Origin of the sequence: Pseudorhodobacter sp. (assembly GCF_034675685.1) — a bacterium.
Lineage (GTDB): Bacteria > Pseudomonadota > Alphaproteobacteria > Rhodobacterales > Rhodobacteraceae > Pseudorhodobacter.
On the sequence record NZ_JAUCDA010000002.1, the window covers coordinates 346,100 to 363,103 of the forward strand.

Genomic DNA, 17,004 nt, shown 5'->3' on the forward strand with positions numbered 1-17,004 from the left:
GCGCATGGGGGCTTGTTCGATGATGTAAAGATTTGTAATAGTGCCGACATGGCCCAACATATCCTTATCGTTGAAGACGACCGCATAACGCGCATGCGCCTTGCAGCCTATTTGCGCGAACAGGGGCATCGCGTGAGCGAGGCTGAAAACGCCGCCGATATGGAAGATATAATCAGCGCCGACCCGCCCGACCTGCTGCTGGTCGATATCAATCTTGACGGCAAAGACGGCCTGACCATAACACGCGAGCAACGCACGGTTTCGCGGGTTGGTATCATCTTGCTGACGGCACGCGATGATCAGGTAGACAAGATTGTCGGTCTGGAAATGGGGGCCGATGATTATGTCACCAAGCCCTTTGACAAACGGGAACTGGCGGCGCGGATCAAAAACCTTCTGGCGCGCATTGCCGATATTGGGCAGGCACCGCAAGGCGCTGCCGCAGTGGATTATTTCGGGCCGTGGTGTTTTGATCGTATCCGCCGCAGGCTGGTTTCTGCGGCAAGGGTAGAGCCCCTTACCAAACAGGAATTTGACGTGATGTCCGCGCTGGCGGATCACCCCGGCCAAACCCTTAGCCGCGCCCGCTTGGCCGAGATGATGGGGCGAGACGCGTTGCGATCAAACGACAGAATGATTGATGTGGTCGTGGGGCGGTTGCGCAAAAAGCTGGAAAAAGACCCCACAAACCCCGAATGGATACTGACCGAACACGGCCAAGGCTATCACTTCGTCGACCCAGCCAAGGGCTGAAGCCCCGCCTCTTTTGCCGCGCCTTCCAGCGCAGCCGCTGCGGCCAATGCCTGCCTTTGCACCACCCCCAGCAAATCCGCGTCTGCGCCGTCTTTGGCCGCCTCAACCTGCGCCAAGGCGGCACAAAACTGGTCCAGCCGAAAGTTTGACGCAGCCCCTTTCAGTTTATGTGCGGCCTTGCGCTGGCCCTCTGCCGGGGCGGACAGGATTGTGGCAACAGCAGCCGGCAAATCCGCAAGAAACTCTTGCACGATCAGCCCGGTCGTCTCTGCCCCCAAATCTGAAATATCTTGTATCAGGCTTGCGAAAACCTCTGCGTGGTCCAAGCGCACAGGGGCGGTTGCGCATCTGTCCCCAACATTGGCCCCAACCTCGGCCAGCACCTCGGCCAGCACCCGTGGCGAGATTGGCTTCGACATGATTCGCGCCACGCCGAGTCGCAGTCGGTTTTCAGACGTGTCCGCGATTAAATGCGCCGTCAGCGCGACCAATACCGGGGCGTTTTCGTCTTTGACACTCCGTTGCGCCACGTCTTCGCCGCGCATGTCGGGTAAGTCGAGGTCGATCAGCACAAGATCAAAGCGCTGTTTGGCCATAGCCTTCAATCCGGCGGCGCCGGTGGCAGCCTCGGTAACGCGGCACCCGAGCCTTTCCAGATAGCCCCGCGCCACCATAAGGTTTACCTTATGGTCATCAATCACCAACACCTCATGCCCCATATTGGCTTGCGGCGCGGGCGCATCATCTGCCCCGGCAAGGGCCGCGTCACCCATCAGCAACGGCACCGTCAGCGTAAAACGGCTGCCCACCCCCACCGCGCTTTCGACACTAAGCCCCCCACCCAGCGCCTCGGTCAGATTGCGCGAAATCGCAAGCCCAAGCCCAAGCCCCTCTATCCCCGCGCGCTTGGCAGAATCGGCGCGCGTATAGGCATCAAACGCATGGGCAATCGCCTCTCGTGTCATCCCGACTCCGGTATCGGCCACGGTAAAGCTGACCACCGGCTGATTCCTGCGATCATCCACGGCGTGATCAACGGTCAAAGAAACAACGCCGCGCTTGGTGTATTTCACCGCATTCGACATCAGATTACCAACGATCTGACGGATTTTCACCACATCCCCGAACACGGCCAGCGGTGCATTATCGGCCAGATCCACCACCACCTCCAGCCCTTTTGGCGCGGCTAAGGATTGCAATTGATGGCCCATCTGCCCGACAAGTTCCCGCAACTTGAAATGCACCGGATTGCCGCGATTGCTGCGATCCTCGCCGCTGGCATAGGTCAAAATATCATTGGTAATATCCAATAGCTCACGGGCAGAGTTCAGCGCTGTCAGAATGCGGGGCTTGCGCGCCATATCCCGTTCATCGACCGCCAACAAATCAAGCATGCCGATGATGCCGTTCAGGGGCGTGCGGATTTCATGGCTCATGCGGGCCAGAAATTCGGTCTTGCTGCGATCGGCGGCCTCGGCCGCAGCGCGGGCTATGTCAGAGGCTTGCATATGCGCCACAACATCGCCGGTCCGCGCGATCACGGCCTGTTCCAGACTGTCACGCAACTGCCCTGCATCGCGGGCACGGCGGCGCAAAATGTTCAGCGCCTTTTCCACACGGCCAATCTCATCATGTCCACTGATGGTGATCGGCGCGCCGTAATCCCCGCCGGCCACGGCAACAATGCGGCGCGAAACGGCCCCCAGCCGTGAAACCAATTGCCTGCGGGCATAAAGCCACAGCACCATCCCGGCAATCACCGCAGCGACAACCACGACAACCAACACAAAAATCACATAGGTTGACCGTTGCTTGGCAACTGAGATTTGTGCCAAACCTTTTGCCTGAACCGCGTCGCGCACTTGATGCGCCCGCGCTGACAGGGTTGCCACGGTCTTTTGCAAAAGCATCCGATCCTGCGCAATTGACGCCTGCAGCGTGATCCTGTCGCGTTGCAGGTCAATCAAACCGCCTGTTGCAACAGCCTGTTTTTGCCGCAAAAAATGGGCTGACGCTTGCGCCGCGGCCAAAGGGGATGGCAAAAAGACCACGCGGCGCGTTGCCAAGTCAAGCCGCGCTGACAGGTCGGCGCGGGCCGCCTCTAATGCCTGTGACGTCGTGATCGACGGCACCTGCTGAAACTGCAGCCGGGTTGCATCGACCATGCGCGCCAGTTCTGTCAATCGCTCAAACGCAAAGAAATAGCGGTCTGCCAAGGCATCCAACGGCGGGCGCGGATCGGCCCCTCGTGATGAATAGAGGTCGGCAATGGCTGCCGTGATCCGAATACGGGCCAGATCGGTTCCCGCCTCGATCAGGGCATCCAATTGCACCCCGTCTTTTGCAATCTCAAGGGCCGTGGCGCGAATGCGCGTTGCAAGCTGCACGTCTTGATGCGCATTCGCGGTCATCCGGGATACGACCTCATTGGCACGCAGGCTTTGCAGGTCACGATTTCCAGTCGGGCTCATCTCCTCCAACCTCTGCGCCCCGTCTTCGATGCTGATGACCGCCTGCGACAGGGCTGTGGCGATCTGGTCAATGGCATCGTCGGTGTCTGCTTGCACGAAAGCCGAGGCCAGCGACCCCACCACCTCGGCCGAGGCGCCGATCCTGCTGGCAAGTTCCATAGCGGGCAGGTTGGATTGAACAAGATCGTCCTGTGCCCGCACCAAATACCGGTTGACGCCAATCGCAGCGACACCCACCATGATGGCCAGCGCCGCCATGGCGCTTAGAATTTGGGTCAGCCGCGTGTCAAAATTCATTCGTCGCATGGGCCGACAGTATGTGACTGCCTGTGTCTGCACAATCTGCGCAATTGCTGTAAGCCTTGTGTATTTTCCATCTCATGGGCGTGCCGATACGCGCCCGTTGTTTTGCGTGCTTGTCCCGCATTTCAAGGATGATTACTGGCTGGGCGTCGGCTTTGGGCTAGAGCAGGAAGCGGCGCGGCAGAATGTGGCGCTTTTGTTTTATGAGGCAGGCGGATACCGCGCCCGCGCGACGCAGATTGCCCAGCTTGATGCCTGTCTGGCACGGGGTGTTGATGCCATCCTTATTGGTGCGGTCACCTCGGATCATCCCGACCTTACCGATGCAATCACGCGGGCAGCACAGCGTGTTCCCGTCTTTGGGCTGGTCAATGCGCTGCATTCCGATGCGCTGAGCGGGCGTATTGGTGTCGATTGGCGGGATATGGGCAGTGCCGCGGGTCGGTATTTGCGCCAGTTGCACCCGGCAGGGTCGCCCCCCAAAACCGCCCTGTTCCTGACGGGCCCCGCCGAAGCGGGTTGGACCGGGCCATTGGAGGCCGGATTACGCGATGGCCTTGCAGGTGGTTCGGTCACAATTCTTGCCGTGTTCCAAGCCGATACCGGCCTTCGTGCGCAGCTGGATCTTGTCGAAACCGCCCTTATGCGTCACCCCGATGCAGATTACCTTATCGGCGATGCCCCCGCGATCGAGGCCGCATTTGGCCTGTTTGCCACGCAAACCTACCCAACCCGGCCCATTCTGGTATCAACCTATATGAGCCACGCGATCTTGCGAGGGTTGCAAAACGGGCAGGTTCTTGCTGCATCGTTTGACGACCCTGTCCAACAAGGCATACTGGCAATCCGACAGGCTGTCTTGTTGAAATCAAGACCAAACCAGCAAAGCGTTGTTGGCCCAAAGGTCGCGCTTTTGACCCGCGATGATCAAGGTTTCGACCATATCCACCTGTCACCAGCCGAGTATTTTCCGGCACTGCAATAACAGGTCTTGGGTTTTCTTGACCGACGATACCGCCATGCACCATGGCCTTACGCTGGCGCAGTCTTCACGGTCGATGCTTTTATGGAATTTGCGGCACGTCACTTGCTGAGCGGCTTGTGCCCATGAATTGGCCTTCGGACAGCAAGACATTGGTCACCACGCCAAAATGCGGCGCCCGCATGGTAGTCGAAGCCAGTTCATATTGGGCGGGTTCCGGTTGCGCCTGCGCCGCCACAATCGCCGGGTTGTCACTGCCCCCTGGGCCAGGCTGGGTATCAACAGCAACCGGCCTTGACCTGCGTCAGGGCCGGTTGCTGTTGATCATACGCGGCGATCACGGTTCGACGGTGACCATGCCAATCATGTTCTGGGTCTTCCAATGGGGGCCGCAGAGATAATCTTGTGGTCCGGCCACCAGAAACGTGAACTCGATGCTTTCCTCGGGAAAGGCACGGTCGGATTCCGGCATGCCGGACTCTTTGACGATGACGCTATGACTGGTGCGCTGGTCGACATTGACCCAGCGCACCGTTGTGCCCACCGGCACCGTGATTTCAGCCGGGCAGAAATTGTATTTATACATGGTCACAACGGTCACGCCCTCTTCCTCGGACGAGGGATGACCGAAAATCTCGACATAACGCTCCTCAGCCTCGGCGCAGATTGCGGCGGTTTTGGCCGCCTCTTCATCGGCATTGGCGAAGGCCGCTACAGGTGCCAGGGGCAGCATTACCAGTCCAAGAACAAGGGTCGGTACGGCGTTCATGTAAACCTCCTGACGAAAAAGGGCGGCGGCAGATCAAACCCGGCCGCCGCCCTTTGCTTTATTGCTTGGTCACGTTGATTGTAGCGGCTGCATCATCCAGTGCAAGGCTGGTGTTCAGCGTCACATGGTGAAAGCGTGCAGCGGCATAATCATCGTGGATGGCAAAGCCAACGGTATAGGTCTTGCCCGCCTCCAGCGGCACATCCCCTGGCGCGCCCGAATTAAGCGGCCGTGAGAAAACCACAGTCCAGATACCACCCGACAGGCTTGCCTCTGCGGCCATCTCGCCATCGTTCACGGTCCGGCTTTCCAGCAGATAGCCATTGCTGGAGCTGCCATCGGCGTTGACCCGCAGCAAGTCAAGGAAAGTGCCATCGGCCAGATATTGGTCGATATCTGTCGCGGATTTCAGCTTGTCCCAACCGCCTTGCGGTTTGCCACCCTTACCGCTGATTTCGACATCGCTGCGGCTTTCGCTCAGGTATTTGGTGATGGTGGTGGTAGCCCCAAGCCGGGCTGCCACATCGGCATTGGCACCAATCGCCTCTGCACCGGGATCAAAGGGCATATAGCTGTTATCCGCATGACACGAGGCCCAGCACCCGACCTGTTCGCCCATTTCGATACCGGTTCCGGCAATCATCATGGCCACTTTGATCTGGTTGTCGGGGTCCATCTTGCCACCCTCGACAAAGGGGGCGGGGTGGTGCCCGGCATCCGGCCATTGCAGACGGATATAGATATTGGCATCGTCATGGGTGGCCTGAAGCGTTGCGTCGATTGTGCCACGTTTGCCGGGGATCGGGGTTGGCTCCAGATCACCACCCGCAACGATCTTGTTGCCAATCGTTTCCAGCTCTTTGGCGTGGCAGGTTGAACACGCATCACCACCCTTGGTCAAGGGCCGCGCGCCGCCATGGGTCTTGCCGTTTTGTACCCATTCAAAAGACGCCTGCCCCGGATAGAACAAGGTCAGATCAGCAGTCGCAACCGCGCTCCAATCCACATCGGCGGCAACAGCGCCACCAGCGCTTGTGCTTGCGGTGGTGGTGGTGGTTGTATCGGCTGCGGCACCGGCTGCACTGGCCGCGTCTTCAGCGCGGGCGGCAGCAACTGCCTCCTCGATATGCGTCTGGATCGCGTCACGCTCTGCCTGTTTCGCTGCCTTGGCAACTTCGGCTTCTTCGGCTTCTTTGGCGGTGATAAAGGCCAGGCTGTCAAGATAGGCCTGCGGCACCTCGCGGATGAACGCCGGGTTTGGTGCCTCCAACGCCTCCAGATAGTCCCCATCAGCGCGGTCGCGCAGATCCTTGTGGGCGATGCCTTTGTGGCAATCAATACAGGTTTGCCCGGTTTCCATCGCATTCAGGTGTTGCTGACGCGCCCGTGGCTGTTGAAATTCGGGCATCATCGAATCAAAGCCGTGACAGTTGCGGCATTCGCGCGAATCGGTTTTCTTCATCCGGTTCCATTCGCGCTGCGCCAGATGCAGGCGCTTGGCGTCAAATTTTTCCGGGGTTGAGATGGTGCCGGTGATCTTGCCCCAAACCTCGCGTGAGGCCTGGATCTTGCGGATCATCTTATGTGTCCAATCCTTGGGCACATGGCAATCAGCACAGGCAGCCCCCACACCCGAACGGTTCACATCATGCACCGTGCCTTCGTATTCCGAATAAAGGTAATCATTCATTTCGTGGCAGCCAACACAGAATTCCATCTTGTTGGTGGCTTCCATCACGGTGTTGAAACCGCCCCAGAAAACGATGCCCGCAACGAATATCCCTGCGATAGCTGCGATCGGCATTCCCCAAAGGAAGTATCGGCGCCAGATTGGCTTTTTTGGTTCGGGATTGTTGCTCGATGTCATGCTTGGGCTCCGTCCTGGCGCTGTTTGAGCGGCCTCGTGTCACGGGGGATATTGTTTGTGCGAGTCCCCGATGTTCCCGCCGGATTGAAGAAGGGCGAGCCCTTGGCACGCCCTTCTGTAGTAAGGTCAGGTCGCGTCAGGTGACGTGGTTCGACCGGTTGAAGACGTTGAACTTGCCGGTTGGTGCATAAAGCCCCTTGATACGGCCAGTTTCTTCCAGAGTTTCGGCATCATAGATGACGATTTCTCCGTTTGGTTCCAACGAGTCCGACAGGTTCCATTTGGAGACCCAAACTTCGGTGCCATCTGCGTTGAACTCAAAGTGAACCGCAGCAGAGCCTTCGTCTTCGGTAATCTGGATCGTTTTCACGACTTCGCCGGTCTCTTTCGAGATGACCTTCACCGATTGCTGGATTTCCGGCTCGGGGTGTTTGGTCTGGTCGGCCCAGATATACTTGGAGTTGGGGTGCGTCCGGATAAACAGACCCGCGCCATCGGTTTCAACCTCATAGCAGAGCTTCCAGGCGTTATCCGGATGGCCCTTGGGGTCGTTGCCCCAAACGCTTACGGTGCCAACACCAAGGTGGGTTGTTCCTGAAACCGGCCCGCATTTCGGGTCATCCCAGTTCGCGCCCGGACCTGGGTGCGGCAAAGAGGCCACGTCGATCATCGCCTCAAGCTTGTGCGTCTCGGTGTCTACCACAACCATTTTGTTCGATGCGTTTGCCGCGATCTGGAAGTAGCGGCCTGTCGGGTCAAAGAAACCGTCATGCAAGAACTTGGCGCTGTCGATCTTGTCGATCCGCAGATTGTCGATGTCGTCATAGTGAACCTGCCAAAGCTGGCCGAGCTCTTTGACTGCGACGATCCAGGTCGGCTCGTTCGGGGTGGTGTAGATCGCGGCAACACGTGCTTCTTCCACATAGTCACCATCGACGTTGACACCGCGGGTCGATACCACCTTGAGCGGCTCCATGGTCATGGCGTCGACAATCGCGAAATGCGGCGGCCAGTATGCCCCACCAATCACATATTTGCCATCACCCGATACGGCGACGTCGCGCGCATCATAGGCAACCTTGACTTCGGAAACCAACATCTTGTCTGGCGTCTGCCAAAGGTCGATCTTGGTCATCTTGCCGTCACGCCCCATCGTGTACCAGAACCGGCCCGGATTTTCAGGTTCGGACAGCGCATGATGCTCGGACGCTTTCATCACGTGCACGGCATAGCCGGTCGGGATGTGAACAAGCACTTCCTTGGTGTCGCCGTCGATCACGGCCACTTTGCCCGCGTCGCGTTCGATCACAACAAAGAAGTTTTGCCAGTTGCGGCCATGCAGCGGCTCGGTCGGATAGTCGGCTTCTTCGACATAAACCTTGCGGGTCGCTTGCATCTGCGTCAGCGACATTTCCGGGGGTTTAGGCGCATCCATCTGGATATAGGTTGCCATATCCTTGATCTGCTGCTCGGACAAAATATCCGAGAAGTTGTTCATGCCGCCCTCGGTGCCCCAGGTAATGATCTTTTCAAGACGTTCCTGGCCAAGTTTGACTGTGCCGCCTTCGGTCACAGTGCCATCGGCTGCGGTTTTCTTCCAATGCGGCTCCAGGTTTTGGCCGGTCGCGCCTTTGCGCAACACGCCGTGACAACCCGCACATTGCTCAAAGTAAAGCTGCTTGGAGCTTTCAAAGGCTTCGTCGCTAAGGGTCGGCACTTCTGCAAGCGCGGCCCCTGCAAAGCCGCTGAGCGTAAGCGCGAAGCCAACGCCAAGCGCAAGGCTCGATGTTCTATTGGTGATTCTAAGTGACATTATCACTCTCCATTTGCTGGTGAGACAAATGGTGTATGGACTGTATAGTACCCTTGCAGCCTTGACTTTTGTTAAGGGTGGAAAGGCGCAAATTGAAGCAGGCGCCAACTGCCACAACCTGCGTACCACCAAGGCGGAATTACAGCCGGGCGCCGATCAAGACGGGGCCTTGCCTGTGGAACAAAACAGTGGACGCGCAGGGAATCAGCAGGGCAATCGGCGGCAACAGCAGGCCTTTGGCCAAAGGGTGTTTCGTCAGGCAACGCGCATGGCGGGGCTTGGCCCCTTGCATCCCCCACGCCAAAATCAGCGCTTGTGCACGATGCGATAATCGTGCACCCTGTCCGGCCTAATCAACGGCGGTCTTGCGCCAAGTTTCAAGAATTAGGCCCGCGTAGGGTGCGAAAATGAGGTGCTTGCAATCCGTGATCGAAACGCCCGCTTTCAGGCCGCTGAGGCCGGAACCGCGCGGCGGCCCAAATGCCGCAGATAGCGGCGTTCGGCCGCGCGAAAGGCGAAGGTGATCGCCAGCACAATCAGGAAATAAAGCCCGGCTGCGGTGATAAAGCCTTCATAGGCAAGGTAATAGCGGCCATTCAGCCAGCGCCCGACGCCCAAAATATCTTGCAGCGTGATGGTGCTGGCCACAACCGAACCGTGCAGCATAAAGATCACCTCGTTGGAATAGGCGGGAATGGCGCGGCGAAACGCCGATGGCAGGATGATCCGGCGCAGACGGCCCCGCGCGCTGTGGCCAGAGGCAATCGCGGCCTCTACCTCGCCCACCGGCGTATCGACGATCGCGCCGCGCAGCAGTTCTGTTGAATAGGCGGCGGTGTTCAGGGTGAAAGCGATCAGCGCACACCACCACGCCGAGGAAAGAATCGGGTCCCAAAGCCAGCTTTGGCGGATCACCTCAAACTGGCCAACGCCGTAATAGATCAGGTAGGTTTGCACCAGCAAAGGCGTGCCACGAAAGACGTAAGTATAGGCCCAGACAATCGGGTTAAGGATACGGTGACGGCTGGCGCGGGCAATTGCCATGGGTATTGCCAGCAGCCCGCCAAGAATCAACGACAAAAAGGTCAGGTTCAGCGTCATCCAGACGCCATAAAGAAAGCGGTCAAAATTGGCCGCAATCAGGCTGATATCCAGCGGGAACCATGCAAGGAACTGTTCCATCATGCCCGCACCCCACCAACACTATAGCGCCGATCAAGCGCCCGCAGCGCGACATCAGAAATCGCGGTCAGCGCCAGATAGATCACGAAAGCGGCGGCCATGAAGGTGAACAATTGCCCGGTTGAACGGCCCGCCGTAAAGGCGTTGTAGACAAGATCTTGCAGCCCGATCACTGATACCAGCGCTGTGGTTTTCAACTGCACCAGCCAGGTATTGGTGAACCCCGGCAGGGCAAAGCGCACCATTTGCGGCCAGATGATATGGCGAAAGATCAGCCCGCGCGGCATACCGCAACTGATCCCCGCCTCAATCTGCCCGCGCGGAATCGCCATGATCGCGCCGCGAAAGGTCTCGGTGAAATAAGCGCCGAAAATCACGCCGATGGTGCCCGCACCCGCGACAAACTGACTGATCTCGATATAGCCCCACAGGCCCGACACCTCACCCAGATTGTTCAGCGTGACCTGACCGCCGTAAAACACCAGCATGATCAGCACCAAGTCCGGCACACCGCGCACAAGCGTGGTATAGGCATTGGCAAATCGGCGCGCGATGCGGCTGGAGGATAGTTTCGCCCAGGCCCCCAGCAGGCCAAAGGCCACCGAAATCACCAGGGATGCCAGCGCCAGTTGCACCGTCAGCAAGGTGCCAGACAGCAATTGCGCACGATATTCATAGATCAGGTCCATCGCTGTCTCCTTGTGGGGAAGGGGGCCAATAGCGGCCCCCTGTTTGTGTCAGTTGCCAGTCGGACGGCCGCCATAGATGTCAAAGGGGAAATAGGCATCGTTGATCTTGGCATAGGTGCCATCGTCACGGATCGCGGTAATCGCGGCAGACAATGCCTCGCGCAGGGCGTCATCGCCCTTGCGCACCGCAATCCCTACGCCTTCGCCGTAACATTCCAGATCCAGATGGTCGCCGCCAAGAAAGCCGTAATCCGCACCTTCGCCCGTAGACAAGAAACTTTCCTGCGCAATCAGGCTGTCAGAAAGCTGTGCGTCAATGCGGCCAAGTGCGAGATCGCGGAACACCTCTTCTTGCGTGCCATACATCACGATTTCCGCGCCCGGAAACATCTTTTCGGCGTAGCACTGATGGGTTGCCCCACGCTGCACGCCGATGCGCTTGCCGGTCAGGCCCTCGGCTGTGCCTTCAAAGCCTGCATCCTTTTTGGCAACCAGACGCGCCGGGGTTTGGTAGTATTTCGCGGAAAAATCAATCTGGCGCTTGCGCTCTTCGGTGATCGACATGCTGGCGACGATGGCGTCGAATTTCTTGGCCTTCAGCGCCGGAATCATGCCATCCCATTCCTGTTCGACCATCTCGCAGTCACGCTGCATCTGCGCACAAACCGCCTTGGCGATGTCGATATCAAAGCCAGCAAGTGTGCCGTCTGCCTCTTTGAACGAGAACGGCGGATAGGCACCTTCAACGCCGATTCGCAGCGGGTCGGCGGCAAAGCCGGGGGTGGCCAGCATCAGGGCGGCAAAGGTGGAAAGAAGGGTGCGTCGAAACATGGGATTTCCTTTTCGGTTGCGGGTTCAGGGTCAATTCATCCGGGCCAGAAAGGCGCGGAACTGGTCGGTTTGCGGGTTGGCAAACAACTGATCGGGCGGGCCGGCCTCACAGACCTCGCCCTTGTGCAAAAACACGGTTTTGGTCGATACATCGCGGGCAAAGGCCATTTCATGCGTGACCACCAGCATGGTGCGACCCTCGGCGGCCAGATCGCGCATCACAGCCAGAACCTCGCCGACCAATTCGGGGTCAAGCGCGCTGGTGGGTTCATCAAACAGCATCACATCGGGGTCCATCGCCAAGGCGCGGGCAATGGCGACGCGCTGTTGTTGGCCGCCCGACAGATGCGCGGGGTAATAATCGGCACGATCCGACAGCCCAACCTTGGCAAGCAAGGCCATGGCCTGTTCGCGGGCCTGCGCCTTTGGGATTTTGCGCACATAAAGCGGGCCTTCCAACACGTTTTCCATCACGGTCATATGCGACCACAGGTTGAACCCCTGAAACACCATCGCGGCGCGGGCGCGCATCCGTTCAACCTGGGAAATATCGGCGGGGATCACTTCACCATGGCGGTTGCGGGTCATCCGCATCTTTTCCCCGGCAAGGTAGACATCACCGGAATTGGGCGTCTCCAGCAGGTTGATACAGCGCAAAAACGTGCTTTTGCCGGAACCAGAGGCACCCAGAATGGCGATCACATCGCCCTTTTTCGCCTCTAGCGAGACACCCTTTATCACCTCATGCGCGCCGAAACTTTTATGCAGATCAACGACTTTCAGGGCGGCTTCGGTCATAATACAGGCTCCTGCAAGGTGGCGAGTTCGCCGAGGGTTATGGGTTTGATCGGGCTGCGCGCACGGGCCGGGCCGGGGGGGGCGCCGCAAGCGGCAAGGATGCCGCGCGTTGTCACCTCACACATGCGGCCTTGGCACGGCCCCATCCCGGCGCGGGTTGCGATTTTGACCTGACGGGGGCCGTTTGCGCCCTCATCCACCGATTGGCGAATGTCGGCGGCGGTAATTTCCTCACAGCGGCAAATGATGGTGTCGCCTGTGGGGGCCAGAAATTCGGGCAAGGGGGCATAGGCGGTATCCAGAAACGGACGGAGCGCGCGGGCGCGGGTCAGGGCGGCACGCGGGGCAGTGCTGCGTTGGTCGCGGTTGTCTTCGCTGATGCGGCCCGAGAGGTGCAAGATATCAAGCGCGGCCAGCGTGCCCGTGGCCTGTGCGGCATCTGCCCCGCCAATGCCTGCACCATCGCCCGCGATGTGAATCTGGGCCTTATCAGTGCGCCCCCAAGGGCCGGTGATGGGCTCAAACGCCTGTTGCCTATCATTCCAGCGATGGCCAATCCCTGCGGCGCGGCTGATATGGGTGGCGGGTATAACGCCTTGATGCGTCAGCAAAAGTGGCGTCTCTAACTGCTGTCTGCGCCCCCCGGCGGTAAAGGAAAAGGCGATATCGCCACTGTCGGTCTGGGCGGCAAGGAACGCGGCAGCCCCGGTATAACGCTGCACCCCTGCGGCGCTGATCTTCTGCAACAGCCCAAGGCCCTTGACCAGCACCGGCAACGCCATCAGCGCGCGCGGCAAATGCGGCAGGGCGCGCAGCAGCATCGCGCGCGTCTGCGTTTCCACCAGCGCCTTGGGCGGCGCATCTGCATCAATCATCTGCGCCGCGATCAGATAAAGCAGCGGGCCAGAACCTGCCAGAACCGCATCGCGCGGCAACAGCCCCGCCGTTTTCATCAAGATTTGCGCGGCCCCTGCGGGCATCACGCCCGGCAAGGTCCAGCCCGCAAACGGCATCGGGCGTTCCTGCGCGCCCCCTGCCAGCAGCAAATGCGCGGCTGTGCTGATATGGCTGATGCCGCCTTGCGACCAGATCACGCGCGGGCCCGTTTCCACCCGCCAAACCATCGCGCCAAATTCGATGCGGATATTTGGATGATCAAGCACCGTCACCAAAACCTTGCCGGCCGCATAGTCCTTGCCCAGCCATGCGCGCGCCTTGCCGTTCCCGACATTGCGGTAAATCTGCCCACCGGCGCGGGGCTGTTCATCCAGCATCAACACGCGCAAGCCACCCTGTGCTGCGGTTACGGCTGCGGCCATGCCTGCGGGGCCCGCACCGATGATGATCAGATCGGCGTCAAACATCGGCTGCCCCCAATTTGCGCAGACCCATCTGGCGGCGCACGGCCATGCCGTCGCGCACTTCGGTCATGCAGGCCTGCACATTGGGCTGGCCGTCCACCTCGACCAGACAGTCAAAGCACACCCCCATCATGCAAAACGCTGTGCGCGGCGTATTACGGCCCGTTGTGCGGCTGGCGGCCCCCGAATGGGCCAGCAACGCGGCGGCAAGGCTGTCGCCGGGATGGGCGCGCAGGGGCGCACCATCCAGCGTCAGGTGCAATGCCCCCTCAGGCCGCGGTTGAAAGCGCGAAACGCGTGTCATCGAAAGCCCCCTTTTCTGGTGCACTGGTGCGGTTCACAATCCAATCCGTCAGGTCAGAAGCATGCAGCGGCGCCAGCGTGACGCCGCTGTGACAGGTCACCAAACAGGCATCTGGATGCAGCGCAGAGCGCGCGTAAACCGGATAGCCATCGGCCGACATCACCCGCAACGCGCCCCAGGACCGCACCACCCGCACCCCCGCCAGCGCCGGAAAGACCGTAACCGCATGGCGCGCAAGGCCCGTCATCATGCCCAGCGTTTCTGCGTCATTCAGCCCCGCATCGGCATGGGTGCCGCCGATCTGCACCCCCCCCTCATCGACCTGCCGGATCGTGCTGGACAAAAAGGGCAGCCGGTCGGCCAGCTTTTCGGTAATCAGCAACTCACCACGCTGCGGCCGGATTTGTGCGGTAAAACCAAGATCAGTGGCAAGGGGTGCTGCACCAAGCCCGGCACAAAGAACCAGCTTGCCCGCACCCCGCTTTGTGCCGTTCTGCAAGGTCAAATCAAAACCACCGCCCGAGGCCGCCGCGATCTTTGTCACGCTGGCATCTGCGACAATCCGCCCGCCCATCGTCACAACCGCAATCCGCAGCGCGCGCAGCAAGCGCAGCGGGTTCACATGACCATCGCGGGGGCAAAAACTGGCACCCACCACACCTTGCCCGATGCCGGAAATATCCCGGCGCAGGTCGTCACCCGTCAAGATTTCATGGGCTTTATAGCCAAGATTGGCCTGCTGACGTTCCAAACCAGCCGCAAAATCAGCCAATTCAGCCGCATCGGTGAAAAACTCATATCCGCCGGGCTGCGACAGCGCCACGTCAAGGCCCGATACCTGGCGCAAGGTTGCGGCGAACTCTGGCCATGCGGCCACGGCCTGCGCCGTCCAGCGCGCATAGGGCGCAAAACCGGCCCCTTTGCCTTGCAGCCAGACCAGCCCGAAATTGCCTTGGCTGGCGCGAAAGTCACCATCCGCACCGTCCAGAACCGTCACCACTTGCCCCGCGCGCAGCAGGCCAAGCGCCACCGACAGGCCCACAACGCCGCCGCCGATAATGGTGATGTCTGATTGGCCCATGCGATTCCTCCCGTTCAGAAAATCGCATAAAACCATTCATACGAATAATTCTTCTTTTTACAAAACCCATACGGTTGTGATATGTATTGGCGATGTTGCATCGCCTCTCCCATCGCCAACTCGAAGCGTTCCGTGCCGTGATTGAAAGCGGCAAGGTCACAACGGCGGCGGCCCTGCTCAACACCACGCAACCCTCAATCAGCCGCCAGATCGCAGATCTGGAACAGGCAGTCGGCTTTCGGCTGTTTGAACGCGCTGGCCGAACCCTGGTCCCCACCGCCGAGGCGCTGGCGCTTTATGAGGAGGTTGAACGCTCTTTCGTCGGGCTGGCCGAGATTTCGCGCGTGGTTCGTGATATCCGCGATTTTCGGCAAGGCAGCCTCTCGATTGCCGGAATGCCCGCGCTGGCGTTGCAATTCTTGCCGCAAGTGATGGCAGATTTTGCAAAGACTGCCCCTGGCATTGTCGTGTCGCTGCGTGCGCGCAGCTCACAAGCGGTATTGCAACATCTGGTTTCGCAGCAGTTCGATCTGGGTTTTGCAGCGCTTGAAACCGATCATCCCGCCGTGCGCCGCACACCGATTTGTACCGCGCCGATGATGGCTGTGCTGCCCGTCGGCCACCCTTTGGCAAAAAATACCCGGTTGGAGCCTGCTGATTTCCACGACCAACCCTTCATTGCGCTAGGGGCCGAAATCACCACACGGTCCGAGACAGATGCGTTTCTGGCCTTGGGAAACGCGCACCCTCGCTTGGTGGCCGTGGCCCAGCTTTCAGCCTCCATTTGTGAACTGGTGGCCAATGGTGCCGGCGTGTCGATTGTAGAGCCGGTGACGGCGCTTAATTTTGTCGACAGAGGTCGGATTGTCGCCCGCCCGCTGCAGCCAGAACAACCCTTCCGCTACGACTTGCTCCTGCCTGTCTTGCGCGAGCCGTCACGGGTTGCAACGCAGTTTTTGGCCCTCGTAGACGCGAAATTCGCAAGACTGCAACATCAGATTGAAGTCGCTTCAATAGGCTAAGCGCTGCGGGCTGTTTGACTCTGCAAGCGTGGGCCCGCCACATGAAAGTGAAGCCGCGGTTCCGGTAAAAAGGCATTTGGGTTGCACGCTGATGCCCTCGCATGCCGGCAGAACAAAGGCCCCGTTCCCGTGGTGTGACGGCGCACAATTACGGTGCCCGACTGCTTTGCACGGGCTTACCGATAGGCGGCAACCCGTGCTGACAGATACCCCAAGGTTTTCCTCACAGCCTGCGCGCGGGCCGCAATAGGCATGTTCTGGGAATCGGTCCTGCCACTAACGCTATTTGCCCAAACAGATTTAAAGCCAACGCAGCCCCGTTTAGGCCGGGTCAGCGCCAATCGCGGCCAACATCGCCTCGGCGACCTCTATATCCTGTATGCCGCTACCCGAGCCAACGCCAACGCCACCCACCAACCGGCCAGCCACAAATATCGGCAACCCGCCAGCCAGCCCGGTCACAGCCCCCCCCCCGTAGCCTGCGCAAGTGCCGCGCGTATTCCCTCAGGGATCTTGGCGCTTTGCGCGCCGGTACTGGCGGCGGTCTGTGCCTTGGCCCGCGCCGATTTCAGCGACAGAAACTTGGCCCCGCGCATGCGCATCACGCCCAGATCAACCCCCGAAGCATCAACGATCACAAGGCATTGCGGCTGCCCCATTTCCCCGGCCTTGGCACAGCCTGCATCCAGCATTGTCAAAATCGCGGCATCGTTCAACACCTTCGAATCTTCGAAAAATTCCATAACAATCCCCATTGGCTAACCTCTGCTCAATCGCA

At 59.5% G+C, this 17,004-nt stretch carries 16 protein-coding genes; 3 read left to right on the forward strand and 13 right to left on the reverse strand.

Features of this window, described 5'->3' with window-relative positions:
- Positions 1–48 precede the first annotated feature (48 nt).
- Positions 49–753: a response regulator gene (locus tag VDP61_RS01740; protein ID WP_323005209.1), complete on the forward strand. Its 705-nt coding sequence runs from the start codon at positions 49–51 to the stop codon at positions 751–753.
- Here VDP61_RS01740 and VDP61_RS01745 read toward each other — a convergent pair.
- Complete coding sequence (locus tag VDP61_RS01745; RefSeq protein ID WP_323005210.1) at positions 726–3,521, reverse strand: ATP-binding protein; 2,796 nt, start codon at positions 3,519–3,521, stop codon at positions 726–728. The genes VDP61_RS01740 and VDP61_RS01745 overlap by 28 nt on opposite strands.
- On the opposite strand from VDP61_RS01745, the gene torT reads away from it, so the two are divergent.
- Positions 3,481–4,512 carry a TMAO reductase system periplasmic protein TorT gene (gene torT / locus VDP61_RS01750; protein WP_323005211.1) on the forward strand — a complete coding sequence of 344 codons (1,032 nt, stop codon included), beginning with the start codon at positions 3,481–3,483 and terminating at the stop codon, positions 4,510–4,512. The genes VDP61_RS01745 and torT overlap by 41 nt on opposite strands.
- Before the next feature lie 334 nt (positions 4,513–4,846).
- Here the strand turns inward: torT and VDP61_RS01755 are convergent, their stop codons facing one another.
- The 10 genes from VDP61_RS01755 to VDP61_RS01800 form a co-directional block, all read right to left on the reverse strand.
- Positions 4,847–5,278, reverse strand: a complete 432-nt coding sequence (locus tag VDP61_RS01755; protein WP_323005212.1) for a cupredoxin domain-containing protein — start codon at positions 5,276–5,278, stop codon at positions 4,847–4,849.
- A 58-nt stretch (positions 5,279–5,336) separates the two neighbouring features.
- Positions 5,337–7,082, reverse strand: a complete 1,746-nt coding sequence (locus VDP61_RS01760; RefSeq protein ID WP_323005213.1) for a NapC/NirT family cytochrome c — start codon at positions 7,080–7,082, stop codon at positions 5,337–5,339.
- A 199-nt stretch (positions 7,083–7,281) separates the two neighbouring features.
- Complete coding sequence (locus VDP61_RS01765; RefSeq protein ID WP_323005214.1) at positions 7,282–8,958, reverse strand: cytochrome D1 domain-containing protein; 1,677 nt, start codon at positions 8,956–8,958, stop codon at positions 7,282–7,284.
- Positions 8,959–9,402: 444 nt separating this feature from the next.
- Positions 9,403–10,143, reverse strand: a complete 741-nt coding sequence (locus tag VDP61_RS01770; RefSeq protein WP_323005215.1) for an ABC transporter permease — start codon at positions 10,141–10,143, stop codon at positions 9,403–9,405.
- Positions 10,140–10,829, reverse strand: a complete 690-nt coding sequence (locus VDP61_RS01775) for an ABC transporter permease (RefSeq protein ID WP_323005216.1) — start codon at positions 10,827–10,829, stop codon at positions 10,140–10,142. The genes VDP61_RS01770 and VDP61_RS01775 overlap by 4 nt, the downstream gene beginning before the upstream one ends.
- 48 nt (positions 10,830–10,877) lie before the next feature.
- A complete protein-coding gene (locus tag VDP61_RS01780) occupies positions 10,878–11,660 on the reverse strand; it encodes an ABC transporter substrate-binding protein (RefSeq protein WP_323005217.1) in 783 nt (260 codons plus the stop codon).
- Positions 11,661–11,690: 30 nt separating this feature from the next.
- Positions 11,691–12,458, reverse strand: coding sequence for an ABC transporter ATP-binding protein (locus tag VDP61_RS01785; protein ID WP_323005218.1), 768 nt, complete (start codon positions 12,456–12,458; stop codon positions 11,691–11,693).
- The gene (locus VDP61_RS01790) at positions 12,455–13,822 is read right to left on the reverse strand and encodes an NAD(P)/FAD-dependent oxidoreductase (RefSeq protein ID WP_323005219.1); all 1,368 of its coding nucleotides are present in this window, start codon (positions 13,820–13,822) and stop codon (positions 12,455–12,457) included. The genes VDP61_RS01785 and VDP61_RS01790 overlap by 4 nt, the downstream gene beginning before the upstream one ends.
- Positions 13,815–14,123, reverse strand: coding sequence for a (2Fe-2S)-binding protein (locus VDP61_RS01795; protein ID WP_323005220.1), 309 nt, complete (start codon positions 14,121–14,123; stop codon positions 13,815–13,817). Before VDP61_RS01795 ends, VDP61_RS01790 begins: the two co-directional genes overlap by 8 nt.
- On the reverse strand, positions 14,089–15,204 hold the full coding sequence (locus VDP61_RS01800) for an FAD-dependent oxidoreductase (protein WP_323005221.1): 1,116 nt from the start codon (positions 15,202–15,204) through the stop codon (positions 14,089–14,091). Before VDP61_RS01800 ends, VDP61_RS01795 begins: the two co-directional genes overlap by 35 nt.
- Before the next feature lie 92 nt (positions 15,205–15,296).
- Here VDP61_RS01800 and VDP61_RS01805 point away from each other — a divergent pair, with 92 nt between their 5' ends.
- Complete coding sequence (locus tag VDP61_RS01805; RefSeq protein ID WP_323005222.1) at positions 15,297–16,226, forward strand: LysR substrate-binding domain-containing protein; 930 nt, start codon at positions 15,297–15,299, stop codon at positions 16,224–16,226.
- Between the two features lie 321 nt (positions 16,227–16,547).
- Here the strand turns inward: VDP61_RS01805 and VDP61_RS01810 are convergent, their stop codons facing one another.
- Together VDP61_RS01810 and VDP61_RS01815 are read right to left on the reverse strand one after the other, a co-directional pair.
- Positions 16,548–16,688, reverse strand: a complete 141-nt coding sequence (locus tag VDP61_RS01810) for a heme-binding protein (RefSeq protein ID WP_323005223.1) — start codon at positions 16,686–16,688, stop codon at positions 16,548–16,550.
- The gene (locus tag VDP61_RS01815; protein ID WP_323005224.1) at positions 16,685–16,969 is read right to left on the reverse strand and encodes a GlcG/HbpS family heme-binding protein; all 285 of its coding nucleotides are present in this window, start codon (positions 16,967–16,969) and stop codon (positions 16,685–16,687) included. The genes VDP61_RS01810 and VDP61_RS01815 overlap by 4 nt, the downstream gene beginning before the upstream one ends.
- Positions 16,970–17,004: the final 35 nt, after the last annotated feature.

What these genes read in the sequence shown, in the direction of transcription:
- VDP61_RS01740 (WP_323005209.1), top strand. Translation starts at nt 49, where the DNA reads ATGGCCCAACATATCCTTATCGTTGAAGACGACCGCATAACGCGCATG.
- torT (WP_323005211.1), top strand. Translation starts at nt 3,481, where the DNA reads ATGGCGCTTAGAATTTGGGTCAGCCGCGTGTCAAAATTCATTCGTCGC.
- VDP61_RS01745 (WP_323005210.1), bottom strand. Translation starts at nt 3,521, where the DNA reads ATGAATTTTGACACGCGGCTGACCCAAATTCTAAGCGCCATGGCGGCG.
- VDP61_RS01755 (WP_323005212.1), bottom strand. Translation starts at nt 5,278, where the DNA reads ATGAACGCCGTACCGACCCTTGTTCTTGGACTGGTAATGCTGCCCCTG.
- VDP61_RS01760 (WP_323005213.1), bottom strand. Translation starts at nt 7,082, where the DNA reads ATGCCGATCGCAGCTATCGCAGGGATATTCGTTGCGGGCATCGTTTTC.
- VDP61_RS01765 (WP_323005214.1), bottom strand. Translation starts at nt 8,958, where the DNA reads ATGTCACTTAGAATCACCAATAGAACATCGAGCCTTGCGCTTGGCGTT.
- VDP61_RS01770 (WP_323005215.1), bottom strand. Translation starts at nt 10,143, where the DNA reads ATGATGGAACAGTTCCTTGCATGGTTCCCGCTGGATATCAGCCTGATT.
- VDP61_RS01775 (WP_323005216.1), bottom strand. Translation starts at nt 10,829, where the DNA reads ATGGACCTGATCTATGAATATCGTGCGCAATTGCTGTCTGGCACCTTG.
- VDP61_RS01780 (WP_323005217.1), bottom strand. Translation starts at nt 11,660, where the DNA reads ATGTTTCGACGCACCCTTCTTTCCACCTTTGCCGCCCTGATGCTGGCC.
- VDP61_RS01785 (WP_323005218.1), bottom strand. Translation starts at nt 12,458, where the DNA reads ATGACCGAAGCCGCCCTGAAAGTCGTTGATCTGCATAAAAGTTTCGGC.
- VDP61_RS01790 (WP_323005219.1), bottom strand. Translation starts at nt 13,822, where the DNA reads ATGTTTGACGCCGATCTGATCATCATCGGTGCGGGCCCCGCAGGCATG.
- VDP61_RS01795 (WP_323005220.1), bottom strand. Translation starts at nt 14,123, where the DNA reads ATGACACGCGTTTCGCGCTTTCAACCGCGGCCTGAGGGGGCATTGCAC.
- VDP61_RS01800 (WP_323005221.1), bottom strand. Translation starts at nt 15,204, where the DNA reads ATGGGCCAATCAGACATCACCATTATCGGCGGCGGCGTTGTGGGCCTG.
- VDP61_RS01805 (WP_323005222.1), top strand. Translation starts at nt 15,297, where the DNA reads ATGTTGCATCGCCTCTCCCATCGCCAACTCGAAGCGTTCCGTGCCGTG.
- VDP61_RS01815 (WP_323005224.1), bottom strand. Translation starts at nt 16,969, where the DNA reads ATGGAATTTTTCGAAGATTCGAAGGTGTTGAACGATGCCGCGATTTTG.